This window comes from Nocardiopsis sp. iso_238 (assembly GCF_056173325.1).
The window spans coordinates 5,765,161-5,781,389 of the sequence record NZ_CM149668.1 but is presented as its reverse complement, the minus strand read 5'-3'; the positions used below and the strand labels follow the sequence as shown (position 1 = coordinate 5,781,389).

The following is a 16,229-nucleotide window of genomic DNA, read 5'->3' as shown; positions in this document are numbered from 1 at the left end:
GCCGCTCAGAGCTCCGACAGGGGCAGGGCACGGGTGGCGGTGATGGTGGGCAGCGCCCCCGGGGCGGACCGCCGGACCCGCCCGTGCACGGCGAGCAGTTCCGAACCGAACACCGCGCCGGCGGAGCGCCGCTGGGCCTCGGAGAACAGGACCACCTCGATGACCCCGCTGCGGTCCTCGATGCTGGTGAAGACCACACGCCTGCCGGAACGGGTGGGCGGGGTCTGGGTGCAGACCCGCACCCCGGCCACCAGGACCCGGGCGCCGTCCGGGAAGCGGTGCAGGTCCCGGGCCAGGACCAGGTTCCGGGTGGAGGCCAGCCTGGCGAAGTCCTCCGCGTGGGCGTCCAGCCGGTGCCCGGAGAGCTCGTAGCCGAGGGCACGCAGCTCCTCGGTGACGCGGTCGGCGTGGGTCATCGGGGCGGCCGCCCCGGCGGGCACGGTCTCGGGGGTCTCGTCCAGGGAGAGCTGCCCGGGGGCGTCCCCGCGCCGGTGCTGGGCCTGGGCCAGGGAGTGCGCGTGCACGAGGACGTCGCGCCGGTCCGGGGCCCCCGGGGCGCCGGTGACCCCGGCCAGGGCGTCCAGCCCCCCAGCCAGGACGAGGTTGTCCAACGCCTCACGGGACAGCGACCCCCGCGCGAGGAGGTCCCGCAGACCGGTGAAGGGGCGCCGCGCCAGCAGGAGGTCGAGTTCGGCCCCGGTGACGGCGCCGAGGTCGGCCAGGGCCGGGCGCAGCCCCCAGCGCTCCCCGACCGGTTCCACGCCCCAGTGCCGCTGGGAGGCGTTCAGGTCCAGGCCGAGCACCCGCACCCCCATGCGGCGGGCGTCGTTGAGGAGCACCCGGCGCGGGTACATGCCGGGGTCGTGGGTCATCACCCCGGCGAAGAACGCGGCGGGGAAGTGCCGCTTGAGCCACGCGCTCTGGTACGTGGGCAGGGCGAACGCGGCCGCGTGGGCCTTGCAGAAACCGAAGTTGCCGAACGCGGCCACCAGCCGCCAGGTGTCGTCGACGGTCCGGGCGTCGTGCCCCCGCTCGGACATCAGGGAGCGCACCTGTGTCTCCACCTCACGGCGGCCCTCCTCGGTGCCCAGCGCGCGCCGCATGGCCTCGGCGCGGTCCAACCCGCATCCGGTCATGGTGTCCACGGCGTGCAGGAGCTGTTCGTGGAAGAGCAGGGCCCCGCCGGTCTCGGCCAGCACCGGCGCGAGGTCGGGGTGGGGCAGCCGGGGCGGCTCGGAGCCCTCCCTGGCCCCGAGGTAGGCCGAGACCATGTCGGTGCCCATGGGTCCGGGGCGGAACAGGGAGATGTCCGCGATCAGGTCGGGCACCCCGTCCGGGCGCAGCCGGGACACCAGCTCCCTCTGCCCGGGGGACTCGATCTGGAAGCAGCCGAGGGTGTTCGAGGCCGCGACCATGTGCGCGGTGGCGGGGTCCCCGTCCGGCAGGGCCTCCAGGTCCGGGCGCCGCCCCGAGGTGCGGTCGATCTCGTCCAGGGTGTGCGCCAGGGCCGACTGCATGCGCACCCCGAGGACGTCCAGCTTGAGCAGCCCGAGGTGTTCCACGTCCTCCTTGTCCGCCTGGACCATCGGGTACCCGGCGCCGGAGGGCTGGGTGGGGACCCGGTCGCCCATGGCGTGGTCCGAGAGCACCAGCCCGCACGGGTGCATGGCCACGTGCCGGGGCAGGCCCGACAACCGCTCCGCGAGGGAGAAGAGCCTGCGCACGTGCTCGCTGTCCAGACCGTCCAGACTCCGCAGCTCCGGGAGCTCGCGCGCGGTCTCGCTGATGCGGGAGGCCCGCACCCGGGGGAAGACCGAGGCGATGCGGTCCACCTCCACCGAGGGCAGCGACAGCGCCGCCCCGGCGTCCCGCAGGGCGCTGCGGGCGCGGTAGGTCTCCATCATGGCCACCGTCGCGCTGGCCCCCGGGTGGGAGGCGATGACCGCGTCGTAGGCCTCCAGCCGCCGGTCGGACTCCACGTCCAGGTCGATGTCGGGCAGGCCGGGGCGGCTCGGGGTGCAGAACCGTTCGAACAGCAGGCCGTGCTCCAGGGGGTTGATCGCGGAGATGCCCAGCAGGTGCACGACGAGGCTGCCCACCGCGGAGCCCCGGGCGAAGCAGCGGATCTGCTTGTCCCGGATGGCCTGGGCGGCGTCGGCCACGGTCAGGAAGTAGCTCTCCAGCCCCAGACGGGAGATGACCTCCAGCTCGTGCCGGACCCGTTCGTCCGCGCGGCGGTCCCCCTCCAACCCGAGCAGGGCGGCGCCCCCGGTGACCCGGCCGCGCAGGTCGGCGGCGGCCTGGGGGCGTTCCGGCAGGTGCAGGCGGCCCCAGCCCAGGTCGGCGACGGGATCCAGGGCACAGGAGCTGCCCAGGGCGAGGGTGTGCGCGACCAGACGCCGGGCGCGTGTGCGGTCCCCGCCGCACACACCGACCGCGATCCGGAACATCTCCTCACCGGTGGCCAGGTGGGCGCTCTCGGTGCGCGGCGCGGGGCGGTAGCCGCCGGGGGCGTGCTGGCGGATGCGGTCCAGGGCGAGGGCCACCCCCGCCGCCTCGGAGGTGGGGTAGCGCACGGCGTTGGTCAGCACGGCCAGGAGGTGCTCCTCGTCGGCCAGGCGCACCATGTCCCGGGCGGTGCGGCGCTGCCCGGAGGCGCCGTGGTCGTGCGGGGCCAGGGCGAGTTCCACACCCACCCTCCGCCAGGCGGTCACCAGGGCACGGGCGTGCAGGGGGCGGTCCTGGGCCACGGCGCGGCCCACGTCGGAGTCGGGCCCCAACAGGACCACCAGGCCCTCGTGGTGCTCGGCCAGCTGCTCCGGGAGCACGGCCACGGGCCCGGGAGCGCGGTGCACGGCGGTGACCAGGCGGCACAGGCTCGTCCAGCCCGGTGCGCCCCGGGCCAGCACCACGATCCGTCCGCCCTCGGGGGAGGCGAGCGCGAGGTCCACCCCCAGAGCGGGGCGCACCCCGGTCCGCTCGCAGGTCCGGATGTGCTCGGCGACACCGAAGAGCCCGTCCCGGTCGGTGAGGGCCAGCACGGGCTGGCCGTCGAGCGCGGCGCGCTCGACCAACGCGGCGGGAGGGGCGGTGCCGTGCCGGAAGGAGAACGACGAGGCGGCGCGCAGGTGCGTGAACACCGGTCCTCCCCTCTCTGCGTGTGTTCACAGTCAGAGGGGAAGGCACTGCGATCGAATGCGTGTTCGATAACTGTAGCCTGAACTGGGCCAACGACAAGTCAAGAGGTTCCTGGGGGTGGGCCTGGCAGGATGGCCGCGAGGGCGGAACCGCCCCGTGAGACCGGAGGTCCCCGTATGGCTGGCAAGTTCACCGAGCTCGCGTTCGACTGCGCCGACCCGCACGCGCTCGCCCGGTTCTGGTGCGCGGTCCTCGACTACGAGGTGAAGGACGACGACGAGGAGGAGGGCTTCGTCTCCATCGGCGCCCCCGGCGAGGCCGGGGCGGGCCCGGTGGCCCCGATGCTGACCTTCGCGCGCGTGCCCGAGGGCAAGACCGTGAAGAACAGGCTGCACATCGACGTCAACCCCACCGACAGGGAGCAGGACGAGGAGGTCCGGCGGCTGCTCGACCTGGGCGCCCGGCGCGCCGACGTGCCCCAGGACGACTTCAGCTGGGTCGTGCTCCTCGACCCGGAGGGCAACGAGTTCTGCGTCCTCTCCACCCGCCGCCCCTGAGGGACACGTCGGCCCCTCCCGGCCCGGGGCACGTCGCCCCGGGCCGACCGCCCGCACTAGGCGGTCGAGGACCGTCCACCCAGGTGGCGGGCCAGGAAGCGTTCGAGCGTGCCGTACAGCTCGACGTTGCTGTCCGTGTTGACGAACCAGTGGCCCTCGGTCTCGTTCAGCAGGTACTCGACCTCGGCGCCCCGGGAGCGGAGCGCGTCGGCCACGCGGTCCGAGTGGCGGCGGTCGACCCGGACGTCGTTGGCTCCGTGGACCAACAGCACCGGAGCGGTGATGTCGTCGACCCGGCTGATGGGCGAGCGGGCGAGCATCTCGGCCTCCTGGCGGGGATCGTCCGGATCACCGATGTAGCGCAGGTAGCTGTTCTCGACGCCCCGGCGGGCGAACGGGACGACCGACCGGACCAGGTCGACCAGATCCGACATCCCGGTGTAGCTGACCGCGGCGGCGAACCGGTCGGGTGTGAACGCGGCCCCGACGAGCGCCGCGTAGCCCCCGTAGGAGCAGCCGTAGACGGCGACCCGGTCCGGGTCGGTGTGGCCCTGCCCGACCGCCCAGTCGAGCGCGTCGATCAGGTCGTCGTGCATGCGTCCGGCGAACTGCCCGATCGCGGCCTGCGTGTGGGCCTTGCCGTAACCGGTGGAGCCGCGGAAGTCGACCTGTAGGACCGCGTAACCGCGATTGGCCAGGAACTGGACCTCCGGGTCGTAGCCCCAGCTGTCCCGATACCACGGTCCGCCGTGTACCAACAGCACGGTGGGTAGGGCACGCTGTTCGACCCCGGTCGGAAGGGTGAGGTGGCAGGGCAGGGGCAGGCCGTCGCGGGCCGTCAGCGTGATCGGGGCGACCGGGGCGAGTCGGTCCGGGTCCAGGTGCGGGAACGGCCGGAACAGGCGGCGCGCCCGCCCTGTCCCGTGGTCGTAGGACCAGGTGACCCCGGGATCGCGGTCGTGGGTGAAGTCGACGACCCAGCGCTGGGCCGTGGTGTCGCAGGACACGTGGGCCGGGTCGCCGTCGGACAGCTCCTCAAGTCGGGGCAGCACCGCGGCGAAGTGCGGGTCGAGCGCGTGGATCTCCTGACGTGCGCCGAGGTAGCGGGCGCCGAGGAGGTCCCCGGTGCCCGGGTGCAGGATGAGCGAGGACGGGAAACGCGGGTCGGCCTCGGGGCGGGGGGTGTCCAGGTCGAACTCGGGGTGGCCGTCCACCTCCGTCTCCTCGCCGGTCTCCAGGTCGATCCGGACCAGGCGGGTGCGGTCCGATCCGCGCGCGGATCCGGTCCACAGTCCCTCGCCGTCGGGGGTGAGGGCCACGGGCAGGAGCCCGAAGGGGGCGTCGGTGCCGGAGAACCGCGCGATCGGGCGCCGGTCACCTCCGAGCCATTCCGAGAGCACGTGGTCGCCCCCCTCCTCCATGGTGAAGGCCAGCAGCCGGTGCGGGGTGCGCAGCCAGCCCAGGACGTCGCCGGGGTTCTCCGCCACGCCGGTCAGTTCTCCGGTGTCCAGGTCGAGTTCGAAGAGGTCGATCAGGTCGGGACGGCGCAGGTTGAGCTGGACGTGGGCCGTGCCGGGCCGACCCGGCGAGAGTTGCGTGCCGAGCAGCCGTACGCCCTCGTAGGGGGTCAGGTCGACCGGGGGCTCCTCGGGCCGGGTCGTGTCGACACGGTGCAGGTGCCAGTTCTCGTCGCCGTCGGCGTCCTGCTGGAACAGCAGGTAGCGGCCGTCGGTACTCCAGTGGAAGGTCCCGACGTCGCGCCGGGTGTCCGAGGTGACGCGTCGGGCCCCCGGGGCGTCGGGGTCGGCCCAGTCCGAGTCCAGGTCACGGACGAACACGTTGAGCCGGTCCCGCCACGGGGCGAGGTAGGCGACCTTCGTGCCTCCCGGCGACAGCACGGCACGACTCCGGGTCGGCGGGCCGAAGAACTCCTCGACGGCCAACAGGGTGGGAGCGGTCATGGTGGATCCCTACGGTCGGGTGGGTACGGGCACCACCCAGTCCAGACCCCGACGTCGCGTCCGACTCAAGCCCCTTCGTCGTGGCGTGGGTCACGTTGGGGCCCGTTGGGCTGGTTCAGTCGCTGCTGGAGCTGGCGCAGTGCCCGCAGCTGCACGGGCCCGAGGTTCCGCTCGTTCAGCTGCTCCAACAGCTCCGGGGCCCGGGCGTCCAGCTGGGGCAGGTCCGCGAGTTCGGCCATGATCGGTTCGACGTGCGTGAAGAGCGCGTCGACCACGGACGCGACCTCGTCGTCGGGGGAGTCGGGTTCCAGCGCGTAGAAGCGCGCCGTGACGTGCGGGGGCACGGTCAGACCGCCGAACAGGGAACGGAACGCCGCCGGGCCGAGCAGGTGCGCGGCCAGGACCAGCTGTTCGTGTTCGTGCCGGGCCATGTCCGTTGGCGTCCCGGCCTCGGGGGCGGGGTGCCACGCCGAGAGCTCCGGGGGCAGGTCCGGCGGGGTGCCGCCGCGTCGCAGCACGGCGATGTCGGCCCGGCGTCGGGTGAGCCGTTCGATCTCCGCCGAGGCCCGGTCGTCGAGCTCGTCCAGGAGCTCCTCCCCGGCCGCCGGGTCGTCCAGCACTGAGGGCAGGACGGACAGGGGGACACCCAGCGAGGCCAGCCTCGTGACACGCAGGAGCCGGACGAGGTGGCCCACCTCGTAGCGCCGGTAGCCCCCGCTCGATCGCGGCGGCTCGGGCAGCAGCCCGATCTGGTGGTAGTGGCGCAGCGTGCGGACGGTGACCCCGGCCAGCGCGGCGAGCTCGCTACTCAGCAACGGGCGGCTCCTTCGCTGAGGGTGGGTCCCCGGACACTGTCGCGCGGCCTTTCCCGGAAGCCGTCGAGCCCCGCTGGGAAGATCGCACACGATCCCGAGCGGGGTCCTCCCTGTCTCCCGACGAGGTTTGACTCTCGATCACGCTGTGGGAACGAACAGAGGACCGATGCGGCGATGGTACGGACACCGGGGGGGCTGACTTTCCGTCGGCTCGGCTGTTCACCAGACCTACGTGCACCGCTCACCTCCCCCGACCTGGCACTCATCGGAGCCGAGTGGTGGTCGCGGCGGGTGGCCGTGACCGGACGCCGCAAGCGCCTGCCGCTGCGGTAGAGTTGACCCGGCGACGGCCGGGAGTCAGGCTCCAGGTCGCACGCGGGCCTCTAGCTCAATTGGCAGAGCAACGGACTTTTAATCCGTGGGTTCAGGGTTCGAGCCCCTGGGGGCCTACAGAGAAACCTCAGGCCGAGCGTATGTGTCCCGCTCGAACCTGGGGTTTTTGATTACCCAGGACCTGGCAGAGGTGAATGCGCACCACACCGTGGCCAGAACTCCCGTCCTGCGGAGGACTATTCGTCGTCCTGAGGCGTGTAGAGCATGATCCAGTGGTCACGCTCGGGGTCATGGAGCATCTCGATCTCGAATCGGGCCCACCCGTGGGCCGGGTGGCGCATCTGTTTGATCTCGGATCTCGAAACGCTGACTTCCCCGTTCTCCCAATGGTCGCGAAAGCTCTGGCTGGTCGCGGTGAGCTCGGCGAACAACGAGCGAAGGTAGTCGTCCTCGGGGTACCGTCCGAGCGCCGTGCGGAGTTCGGAGGCCGCGACCCGCAGGAACCGCTCCCCACCGTCGCTTCCGAGCACGTGCGACAGAACGGTGGTCGTGAAGGCCTGGTAGGCGATGTTGCGCTCGAACCGACCGACGCCGGTCAGGGGCCCGAGCAGCTCTTCCGCGGCCTTGTTGCGTGCCAGGAGATCGAGTCGTCCGTCATGCACGGTGACCGGCATCGTTGCGTCGAGGCCACGCAGGAGACGCAGCAAGCCGGGTCGAATGACGGAGGCGGGAGAGGGCGGTTCCGGCGGGGGCTCACCACCCAGCCGGAAGAGGTGATCGCGTTCGGCGTCCGAGAGCGCGAACGCCTGTGCCAACGAGGTGAGTGTCTCGCGCGACGGACGGGGCACCCTCCCCTGTTCGAGGCGCGTGTAGTACTCCACCGAGATACCCGCGATATCGGAGACCTCCTGGCGGCGAAGCCCCGGAACCCGCCGACGGGACGCCCGCACACCGCCTCGCGGCTCCGGCGGACCCATCGCGGCCCTGCGCCGCCTCAGGTACTCCCCGAACTCGGTCCGATCGCTGCTTGACATACCACCCATTGTCCCCGTCGTCCCGCCCTGTGCGGTGGTACAGCATGGCCCTGCCGGTACCAGCCTCAACGTGGCCTTCCTCCCCGGTTCGATGTTCCGCATCATCGAGAGTGCACCCGGTTCGTACGGAACCCGCTCCCGCGTGGAACACCATGATCGGAAATCCTCATGAATGACGAGACACGAGCACCCGCCACCCACACCGGGCTCGACACCGCCCGGGAGTTCATCCGCGCCGTCGAGGCCAAGGACATCGAAGCCGTGGCCCGAACCCTGGCCGACGACGCACGGCAGTTGTTCATGCACACCCGAAGTGCCACGGCCCCCGACGGCGTCGCGGACGTCATCGCTGGTCGCAGACGGGGCTTCTGCGTCGCGGACGTGAAGGGCAGGAGTGAGGTCCTCGCTTACACGCGCGCCATCTTCGACAAGTTCACCCCGCTCCTGTGGCGCGACCACACATGGCGCGTCTCACCCGATGGCGGCGAGCTGTTCTTCCACGGCATCGGTGACATGGTCGTCGCACGCACGGGCCAGCCCTACCGCAACACCTACGTGATCCGGTTCGACATCGAGAACGACCGGATCGTTCTCATGGCCGAGTACGGAAACGCCTTCATGTACGCCGGTCTGGGTGTCCGCCCCAACGGGGCCGAGTTCCGGGGCCTGCTGCGCGCGATGGGACGTATGGTCTCGCCACGACTCTCCGCCCGGTCGGGCCGATGATCCTCCCGTCCTGAACAGCTCGGTGTCCCCCGCCCCAAGGAGGCCCTCGACCTACAGCCCACACCCCTGACCAGCAAAGGTGTCGCGGCCCAGAGAAACTTCCTCCAAGAAAAAAGCCGTGTTATCCCAGATCAGGTCCGGATTCCGCGCTCCAGGGAGATGAATTGCGCGGAGCGGGGGCTTTCAAGGCTGGAGAGTGGGCACAGGAGTGTCGGTGCCGATCGCTTCTACGAGAACTGACGACTTCCTGTAGATTTGGCTCGAGTACCAGGATCACCGTGGGCCAGAGAGGAACGGCTGCCCCCTCACGGCGTCCGTCGGCGACGACGCATCTCCATCCCCGACCAGCACCGCTGGAATGGCGAATTCCACTCGAAGGACGAGGAAGAACGATCATGGCACGTATCAGCAGAGACAACTTCCACGGCGGGTACCGGGTCACCGGGCTGGAGCACGACATCGCCAAGGCACGAGCGAACGCCCAGTACGAGCAGGATATGAGCCACATCGCTGGACGGGTGGTCAACGCCCCAGGCGACGCTTTTGTAGGCGCTGTACGAACGACCGGAGGCATTGCTGCCGGTGGTGTCGGTTTCGGGGTCAGAATGGTACGCGATCTGCGCTTCCGCTACATCATGCAGGCGGTGCTCCACTTCCCCATGGCGTTCATCGTGGTGTTCTTCCTCGCCTCCACCAGGATGTCCCAGACGTTCGGGCAGGGTGCCCTGGTCGGGTTGATCGTGGCCGTGGTGTGGACCGCTGCGTACATCATCCTGCGCACGCGCCCGAAGCTGCGCCGACTGAACCAGTACTGAGGTCCGGGGAATCTCTCCGGACCGGCGCGGCAATACCGCGGCCGACGTAGGACATCCCAGTTCTTGGGCTGGGCTGTGGACCGCTCTCCGGGAGGGCGGAGTTTTGGCGTGGGCGGCGTTGTCGTCTCTTTCTTGCGCAAAATCATCACACATTGGCGAGAAGGGCCATTTGGGGCACGATAAAAGCCGTGGAATATCGCTTGAAATAGAGCGACAGGGGCTCGAACCCCGAACCCGCGGACTGAAAGTCCGCTGCTCTGCCGGTTGAGCCCGGGCCCTGTGGCGTGCCCCGCTGATCGGGGGAACGTCACGCAAGACGGGAGCCGTGCATCAGAGGATTCGCCTGTCACCACACGCATATGGGCGCCCCGGTGGTCCCGCCTCGAAGGTCGTAGGGGAGTGAGATGATCACCGGGCGTCGGCGGGGTGTGTCCCTGGGCGAACCCGGAGGGTCCGACCCTGAGGGGTCCCTGGGGTGCGTAAAAATACACATGGAGAAATATTGCGCGGACTGCAACCGTTGTTCGTGTAAGGGGAGGACCTATGGGGCTGCGAGAACGCAAGAAGCTGGCCACGCGCCGGGCTCTGCGGGAGGCCGCCGTGCGCCTCACCCTGGAGCGCGGTCTGGAGAACGTCACCGTGGAGGCGATCTCGGCCGAGGCCGACGTCTCGCCCCGGACCTTCTTCAACTACTTCGCCACCAAGGAGGACGCGCTCCTCGACGACGTCCCCGTCTCCCTCGACGAGGAGGCGCGTGCGGCGTTCGTGTCCGGAGGCCCCACCGGCGTGTTCACCGAGGACCTCGGTTCCCTGCTGATGGCCTCCCTCCTCGTCTCGGGCGACCTCGGCAAGCAGCGCGCCGACATCGCTCTGCGCAGACAGCTCGTGGACCGCGAACCCCATCTCCTGCCCGGTCTGCTCAGCCGTTTCCACGACGTCGAGCGGAGTGTGGCCGCGGCGATGGCCGAGCGCGAGGGGGTCGCAGCCGAAGACGCGCGCTCCCAGGTGGCGGCGGCCGCCGCCATGTCCGCCATGCGGCACGCCATGAGGATGGTTCCGGAGCAGGCGGAGGACGGGATCGACGCGTTGCGCGTCCACCTCGAAGAGGCCTTCCGGACGCTCGGTGAGGTCTTCGCCCCCGAGCGCTGATGTGCCCCACGTCTCAGGAACGCCCCGGCGGCCGGTGCCGTCGGACCCTTCGGGGGCGGAAGTCAGGGACCGCCCAGGGCTGTCCCCGATGGGAATCGTCGGCACCGGCGGGCAAGGTGGAGGTATGAACGAGAACTTCGCCACCAAGCGACTCCAGCGCAGCGAGACCGATCGCTTCCTGACCGGCGTTTGCGGGGGCATCGCCGCCTACACCGGTGTGGACTCCACGATCATCCGGATCGTCTTCGTGGTCCTGGCCCTGCTGGGCATGGCCGGTATCCCGATCTACGTCCTCGCCTGGCTGCTCATGCCGGCCGAGAGCGAGCGGCGTTCGCTGCTGGAGCAGATCATCCGTAACTTCCAGGGAAAGTCGAGTGAGAACTGATGTGGACCCTGCGCGCACACCCGGGTTGGCAGCGGCGTGAGCTGTGTGCCCCACGGGACGAACGAGAGACCGACCAGGCCCGCGAACAGCCCGCGGAGCACCGCGGCGAGCGCTAGGCGCTCTCCGACTCGGTGGCCTCCATCCGCTCCGCGACCTCCCGGGACATCCGTGCCCACGGGACGGAGAGGCAGATCGCGGAGAGCAGGGCGAGCAGCCCCGCGGCGGCGATCACCGTGCTGGTGCTGGTGAGCTCCACGAAGTAGCTGGACAGCAGGATGCCGATGCCCTGCGCGGCCTGGAGCCCTGAGGCGACCAGGCCGAAGGCCAGTCCGCGGCCCTCCTTGGGCACACAGAGGACGAAGGCCGCGTTGGCCACGAACTGGTAGGAACCGGCCGCCCCGCAGAGGGTCAGGGCGGCGATCATCATCCACAGCGGCATCTGGAACACCCAGAGCAACAGCGGCACGCAGGTGAGTATCGCCAGCGGGCCGAGGAGACGCGTGCGGGTCGGCGGGGGGATCAGCCGGGTGAGGACGAAGCCGCCCACGAGCGCCCCGATCGACTGGCCCGCCATGATGAACCCGGCCGCGGCGGGCCCGGCGCCCGCCTCGGTGGCCATGGGGTTGGCCAGCCCGTAGGGGATCGAGTACAGGCCCGCGAGCCAGGCGAGCAGCGCCAGGACGCGCAGCTTGGGGTCGCTGAAGACGAGCTTGGCGCCGTCCCTGGTCATCGCCAGGAGGCCGGGGCCCTTCTCGCCGCCCTCCTCGCGCACCGGAGCCGGACGGGCCTTCACACCGAACCTCAGGATCAGCGCGGACAGGACGAAGAGCACGCCCGTGGACATCAGGGTGACGTTGGGGCTGACGAACGTGACGATCACACCGCCCGCGATCAGCCCGAGGAGCATCCCGATCTGCGCGGTCAGCTGGATGATCGCGGTGCTGGCCACATAGCGCTCGCCCTGGACGATCTGGCTGAGCAGGGCCGCCCGAGCGGCCGAGAACGGGATCGACGGCAGGATCGAGACGAAGAGCAGCGCCCAGACCGCCCAGACCGGCATACCCGGTATGCCGACGATGACGATGACCACGGCCCTGATCACGTCGCAGGCCACCATCACCTGGCGGCGCGGCAGGATGTCCGCGAGCCCGGAGAACAGCGGGCCGGCGAGGATCGGCGGCAGGAACATCACGGCCAGCGTGATCCCGGCCGCGAAGGCCGAGTCCGTCAGTTGGTAGACCAGGACGCTGGAAGTGATGTTCAGCAGGTTGGTGCCGATCATCGACAGGGCGTGGGCCAACCACATGGAGCGGAACTCGGCTATCGCCATGACGTCGCGGTAACTGCTACGCCATTTGTTGTCCTGCTCCTTCGGAGATTCGTGGTCTCCTCCGTCAGCGGCCTTGTCGAGGCTCGGATTGCCCACCAGGCACTCCCTTACTGTCACAGGGGTGAATCACGCTGTGTCGTGCCCCCATGACCAACGGTTCCGGAAGAGCGTCGGACTGGCAAGCGGGTTGGGGGAATTCGTGTCTGATTCGTTGCTCCGAGTAATGTCTCCCGATGTGATTCGGTATCGCCCCCGAAGCTCGCTGTCCGGATCGTTTTCCCAGGTGGATGCCGATGAGGGGGAGTGTCGTGTGCTCCCCGGGGGCGCCGGGTGGGAGGGGGCTTCCGTTACTCGCCGGAATGGTGACACGAATGTCTCGAATGCCGGAATTTATGGGATCGTCGGATCTCTATTTCTCCGAAATGTCGCTCTGGGTGAGCGTCAGCCCCATCCGAGTTGGGTGAGGCGGGCGTCGTCGATGCCGAAGTGGTGCGCGATCTCGTGGATGACGGTGATGAGCACCTCGTCCACCACCTGGTCGGGGGTCTCGCACATCGCGCAGATGTTGCGTCGGTAGATGAAGATCTGGTCCGGGAGCACCCCGAAGTAGGAGTCCCCGCGCTCGGTCAGCGGAATCCCCTCGTACAGGCCGAGCAGGCCCTCCGGAGACTCCTCCGCGACCGTGATGACCACGTTGTCCATGAGCCGGGCCAGCTCCGGCGGGATCTGGTCCAGGGCGTCGGCCACCAGTTCCTCGAAGTCCCTGCGTGTCAGTTCAACCACGCCTGCCATTGTGCTGCCTTGACGGGGTGTCGAGGAAGAGACATAACACTCTGGACGGGAGGAAACATTGGGAACGGCTCCAGTCAACGGCATGATGGTGGTGTGTTGTCTTGGGGAGAGATCCGCGCATACGACTACCGGGGGGCCCTCGAACGGTCCCGTGTGACCCTTCGCCGGTGGCGCGCCGGACGTGCGTGGCGGTGGAGCTGCGTCGTCGTCGCGGGACTGGTCGGGGGCTGGCTCGGGCTGGCCCTCGGCGGCCAGGTGGTCACACCGATCGGACCTGCCGACGTCACCTTCTCCCTCAGTCCCCAGTGGCACGGTGAGACCGTCGTCAACGTCGCTCCGCTGGGCCAGCTGGCCTTCGACACCCACACGGCGCCCCTGAGACTCGAGGCGACCATCACCGACATCCGCCTCTCGGCGGCCGAGGAGATGTTCGCGGACCCCGACGCCATCAACCGCATGGCCGCGGGGATCGGTGCCGACCTCACCAGCGGTGTGACCGCCCTGCTGCTGCGCTCGCTGCTCGTGGCGACCCTCGGCGCGGCCCTGATGGGCCTGCTGCTGTTCCGCAGCGGCTGGCGCGCCCTGGCGAGCGGGGCGACCTCCCTGCTCGTCCTCGTGGGCTTCGGCGGCCTCGCGGGGCTCACCTTCAACCCGAGCGCCATCGCGGAGCCGCGCTACACCGGGCTCATCGCGGGCGCCCCGCAGGTGGTGGGCAGCGCCGACGACGTGGTCAGCAGGTTCAGTGAGTACCAGGAGCAGCTGGCCGGGCTGGTCGGCAACGTGTCGATGATCTACGAGGCCACGTCCTCGCTGCCGGTGTACGACGACGACGAGTCGGTCATCCGGGTGCTGCACGTGTCCGACATCCAGCTCAACCCGGCGTCCTGGAGCATCATCAGCACGCTCCGGGAGCAGTACGGGGTGGACGTGGTCGTGGACTCGGGCGACCTCACCGACCGAGGCAGCGCGGCGGAGGACGTCTTCGCGGAGGAGATCGGGAAGCTGGACGTGCCCTACGTGTGGGTGCGCGGCCAGCACGACTCCATGGGCACCCAGCGCGCGGTGGCGGCCCAGTCCAACGCGGTGGTGCTGGACGGGGACGTCGCGGAGGTCGGCGGCCTCACCTTCTACGGGGCGGGCGACCCCCGGTTCACCCCGGACGCCACCCGGCTCAACCCCGACGCGGCGGGGGTCGCCGCGCTGGGTGAGGAGCAGGCGGCGTCGGTCAGGGGCGGCGGGGACGACGTGGACGTCGCGATCCTGCACACACGCACCCAGGCTCGGCCGTTCGACGGAGTGGTGCCGCTGGTCCTGGCGGGCAACGAGCACCTGCGCTCCACCGAGCTCACGGACCTGGGCACCAGGTTCCTCGTCCAGGGTTCCACCGGCGGCGCCGGACTGCGCGGCCTGGATCACGGATCCGGTCGGCCGACCCCGTACCAGGCCTCGGTCCTGTACTTCGACGCCGAGACCGGTCGCCTCCAGGCCCGTGACGACATCGACCTCGGGGGGATCGGGCTCACGTCGGCGCAGGTCGAGCGGCACATCGAGGCGGACCCCGACCGGCGGATCGGTGAACCGGAGGAGGAGGACGAGGACGCGACACCCACGGAGGAGGCCTCATAGGCCCGCGTCGTCGCAGGTCACGAAGGGTTTCGGTCGGCGGGGGCATTCGCTTTGGCGTTGGTGGGAATCTCCCCTATGCTTAGGCTGTCTACACGGGCCCCCATCGTCTAGCGGCCCAGGACGCCGCCCTTTCAAGGCGGTAGCGCGGGTTCGAATCCCGTTGGGGGTACGAAGCGGTTCAGAGCACTGCCGGGCGTCTGGCAGAATGAGAACCGCAGCGACACACACGGCCGCGAGGCCGGGTGTGACAACTGAACAAGGTCCTGTGGAGCAGTTAGGAGTGCTCGCCACCCTGTCAAGGTGGAGGCCGCGGGTTCAAATCCCGTCAGGACCGCGTGCGTCGCCGAGGGAATCGGCGCCGCGGCTAGGTAGCTCAGTTGGTACGAGCGTCCGCCTGAAAAGCGGAAGGTCGGCGGTTCGACCCCGCCCCTAGCCACAGCGCTTCGACATGTGAAAAGGCCCCGCCACCTGTGAGAACAGGTGGCGGGGCCTTTTGTTGCGTCGGTGGGTGCCTACGGCCAAGGCGCGTCCACGTCCACCCCGCCCTTGTCCCTAGGTCCTGTCGGTGGACGCCGATAGCGTGCACGGCGAACACGCCCCCGGAGCCAGGAAGCGGGAACATGCAGCGGATCGAGCGCCACAGCGTCGACGAGGACAGGATCGTCCGAGCTCTCGACGACTTCCACGAGCGGGTCCGCGATCACTACATCGGCCTGAGGGACGGTTCGGGGCTGAAGGCGATGCGGACCATGGCTCTCGACCTCCACGGCCACGTGGCCGCCCGCTCCGTGGCGGACCCCGCACTCGGATCCGACCGGTCCTTCACCCAGGAGGTACTGACCACCGCGGCCGAGGCCTACTTCGGTGTGCTCAGCCTGGGCATCTGCCCCGAAGGCGATTTCGACGTCCCCTTCCCGCTCGTCGCCGGCAGGCTCACCAACCTGGCCGACAACTCCGAGGACAACGTCGACTACGAGTGCGGGATCGACCTGGCCCCCGGCCCCGACGCCTGGGTCGAGGCGTTCACCATGCTCGTGGTCAGCGGACACATCTGGGAATCGTCCCGGGTGTTCGGGCCCATGTTGCGAGGGGACCACGCACCGGAGATCCGCGACGGAGTCCCCGGCTCCTGGTTGGAGACCGACCTCGACCCGGCGGACCTGGCGCAGATGGACGCGCTGTGCGTGTACCTGAACGACACCTTCCCTCGGCACCCCTGTCCCGTGCTGTGCAAACCCGGCGCCGAAGAGCGCGGTCAGGCGGCCCGGGGGCTGGACGCCGTGGGTGAGCTGGGACCCGAGCAGCGCCTGCTGCGCGTTCTGTTGGAGGACGACCAGTCGGCGTTCGAGCGGGCACTGGCCGAACACCTGGAGAGCCACCGCGAACTGATGGAGGCCGACGCTGACGCCGTACCCGGCACCCTGCTGCCGGTCGGGGTGATCGCACTGGCCGCACTGGCGGTGCAGGTACACGGCTGGAAGCTGGCAATCACCTCGGACTACCTTCCCTCGGCTCTGCTGCACGCTCCCGAAGGCGCCCCCGAGGTTGCGGCCCTCTGAGGTGACGGC

At 69.9% G+C, this 16,229-nt stretch carries 13 protein-coding genes and 5 tRNA genes; 11 read left to right on the top strand and 7 right to left on the bottom strand.

All coding sequences use genetic code 11. The features are described 5' to 3' along the window. Positions 1-5 precede the first annotated feature (5 nt). The gene (gene dnaE / locus AC0VYL_RS26095) at positions 6-3,140 is read right to left on the bottom strand and encodes a DNA polymerase III subunit alpha (RefSeq protein ID WP_475481746.1); all 3,135 of its coding nucleotides are present in this window, start codon (positions 3,138-3,140) and stop codon (positions 6-8) included. Between the two features lie 174 nt (positions 3,141-3,314). Between dnaE and AC0VYL_RS26090 the strand changes: the two genes are divergently transcribed. Then, complete coding sequence (locus AC0VYL_RS26090; protein WP_475481745.1) at positions 3,315-3,695, top strand: VOC family protein; 381 nt, start codon at positions 3,315-3,317, stop codon at positions 3,693-3,695. Positions 3,696-3,751: 56 nt separating this feature from the next. On the opposite strand, the gene AC0VYL_RS26085 is transcribed toward AC0VYL_RS26090, so the two are convergent. Both AC0VYL_RS26085 and AC0VYL_RS26080 read right to left on the bottom strand, forming a co-directional pair. Beyond that, positions 3,752-5,656, bottom strand: a complete 1,905-nt coding sequence (locus AC0VYL_RS26085; protein ID WP_475481744.1) for a S9 family peptidase — start codon at positions 5,654-5,656, stop codon at positions 3,752-3,754. 65 nt (positions 5,657-5,721) lie between these two features. After that, positions 5,722-6,471 (bottom strand): MerR family transcriptional regulator, encoded by a 750-nt coding sequence (locus tag AC0VYL_RS26080; RefSeq protein WP_475481743.1) that lies wholly within the window; start codon positions 6,469-6,471, stop codon positions 5,722-5,724. Positions 6,472-6,848: 377 nt separating this feature from the next. On the opposite strand from AC0VYL_RS26080, the gene AC0VYL_RS26075 reads away from it, so the two are divergent. Further along, a tRNA-Lys gene (locus tag AC0VYL_RS26075) sits at positions 6,849-6,921 on the top strand. 119 nt (positions 6,922-7,040) lie between these two features. On the opposite strand, the gene AC0VYL_RS26070 is transcribed toward AC0VYL_RS26075, so the two are convergent. Continuing rightward, positions 7,041-7,838, bottom strand: a complete 798-nt coding sequence (locus AC0VYL_RS26070) for a helix-turn-helix transcriptional regulator (RefSeq protein WP_475481742.1) — start codon at positions 7,836-7,838, stop codon at positions 7,041-7,043. A gap of 168 nt (positions 7,839-8,006) precedes the next feature. Here AC0VYL_RS26070 and AC0VYL_RS26065 point away from each other — a divergent pair, with 168 nt between their 5' ends. Together AC0VYL_RS26065 and AC0VYL_RS26060 are read left to right on the top strand one after the other, a co-directional pair. Beyond that, the gene (locus AC0VYL_RS26065) at positions 8,007-8,564 is read left to right on the top strand and encodes a nuclear transport factor 2 family protein (RefSeq protein WP_475481741.1); all 558 of its coding nucleotides are present in this window, start codon (positions 8,007-8,009) and stop codon (positions 8,562-8,564) included. 395 nt (positions 8,565-8,959) lie between these two features. Continuing rightward, positions 8,960-9,379 carry a hypothetical protein gene (locus AC0VYL_RS26060; protein WP_475481740.1) on the top strand — a complete coding sequence of 140 codons (420 nt, stop codon included), beginning with the start codon at positions 8,960-8,962 and terminating at the stop codon, positions 9,377-9,379. 206 nt (positions 9,380-9,585) lie between these two features. Here the strand turns inward: AC0VYL_RS26060 and AC0VYL_RS26055 are convergent. Further along, positions 9,586-9,658, bottom strand: a tRNA-Glu gene (locus AC0VYL_RS26055). Positions 9,659-9,922: 264 nt separating this feature from the next. Between AC0VYL_RS26055 and AC0VYL_RS26050 the strand changes: the two genes are divergently transcribed. Then, a complete protein-coding gene (locus tag AC0VYL_RS26050) occupies positions 9,923-10,528 on the top strand; it encodes a TetR/AcrR family transcriptional regulator (protein WP_475456840.1) in 606 nt (201 codons plus the stop codon). A 124-nt stretch (positions 10,529-10,652) separates the two neighbouring features. Continuing rightward, positions 10,653-10,913, top strand: a complete 261-nt coding sequence (locus tag AC0VYL_RS26045) for a PspC domain-containing protein (protein WP_378736091.1) — start codon at positions 10,653-10,655, stop codon at positions 10,911-10,913. Positions 10,914-11,025: 112 nt separating this feature from the next. Here AC0VYL_RS26045 and AC0VYL_RS26040 read toward each other — a convergent pair whose 3' ends face one another. Continuing rightward, on the bottom strand, positions 11,026-12,339 hold the full coding sequence (locus tag AC0VYL_RS26040; protein ID WP_475456837.1) for an MFS transporter: 1,314 nt from the start codon (positions 12,337-12,339) through the stop codon (positions 11,026-11,028). Positions 12,340-12,684: 345 nt separating this feature from the next. Beyond that, positions 12,685-13,035, bottom strand: a complete 351-nt coding sequence (locus tag AC0VYL_RS26035) for a metallopeptidase family protein (RefSeq protein ID WP_475456835.1) — start codon at positions 13,033-13,035, stop codon at positions 12,685-12,687. Between the two features lie 96 nt (positions 13,036-13,131). Between AC0VYL_RS26035 and AC0VYL_RS26030 the strand changes: the two genes are divergently transcribed. From AC0VYL_RS26030 to AC0VYL_RS26010, 5 genes are all read left to right on the top strand, one after another. Continuing rightward, on the top strand, positions 13,132-14,661 hold the full coding sequence (locus tag AC0VYL_RS26030; RefSeq protein WP_475483580.1) for a metallophosphoesterase family protein: 1,530 nt from the start codon (positions 13,132-13,134) through the stop codon (positions 14,659-14,661). Between the two features lie 96 nt (positions 14,662-14,757). Beyond that, positions 14,758-14,830: transfer RNA gene (locus AC0VYL_RS26025), tRNA-Glu, on the top strand. A 90-nt stretch (positions 14,831-14,920) separates the two neighbouring features. Then, positions 14,921-14,995: transfer RNA gene (locus tag AC0VYL_RS26020), tRNA-Asp, on the top strand. A 28-nt stretch (positions 14,996-15,023) separates the two neighbouring features. Continuing rightward, a tRNA-Phe gene (locus AC0VYL_RS26015) sits at positions 15,024-15,097 on the top strand. A 184-nt stretch (positions 15,098-15,281) separates the two neighbouring features. Then, the gene (locus tag AC0VYL_RS26010; RefSeq protein WP_475481739.1) at positions 15,282-16,220 is read left to right on the top strand and encodes an immunity 49 family protein; all 939 of its coding nucleotides are present in this window, start codon (positions 15,282-15,284) and stop codon (positions 16,218-16,220) included. Positions 16,221-16,229 lie beyond the last annotated feature (9 nt).

Coding starts and splice junctions, on each gene's coding strand:
- AC0VYL_RS26090 (WP_475481745.1), top strand. CDS start 3,315: ATGGCTGGCAAGTTCACCGAGCTCGCGTTCGACTGCGCCGACCCGCAC.
- AC0VYL_RS26085 (WP_475481744.1), bottom strand. CDS start 5,656: ATGACCGCTCCCACCCTGTTGGCCGTCGAGGAGTTCTTCGGCCCGCCG.
- AC0VYL_RS26070 (WP_475481742.1), bottom strand. CDS start 7,838: ATGTCAAGCAGCGATCGGACCGAGTTCGGGGAGTACCTGAGGCGGCGC.
- AC0VYL_RS26065 (WP_475481741.1), top strand. CDS start 8,007: ATGAATGACGAGACACGAGCACCCGCCACCCACACCGGGCTCGACACC.
- AC0VYL_RS26060 (WP_475481740.1), top strand. CDS start 8,960: ATGGCACGTATCAGCAGAGACAACTTCCACGGCGGGTACCGGGTCACC.
- AC0VYL_RS26050 (WP_475456840.1), top strand. CDS start 9,923: ATGGGGCTGCGAGAACGCAAGAAGCTGGCCACGCGCCGGGCTCTGCGG.
- AC0VYL_RS26045 (WP_378736091.1), top strand. CDS start 10,653: ATGAACGAGAACTTCGCCACCAAGCGACTCCAGCGCAGCGAGACCGAT.
- AC0VYL_RS26035 (WP_475456835.1), bottom strand. CDS start 13,035: ATGGCAGGCGTGGTTGAACTGACACGCAGGGACTTCGAGGAACTGGTG.
- AC0VYL_RS26010 (WP_475481739.1), top strand. CDS start 15,282: ATGCAGCGGATCGAGCGCCACAGCGTCGACGAGGACAGGATCGTCCGA.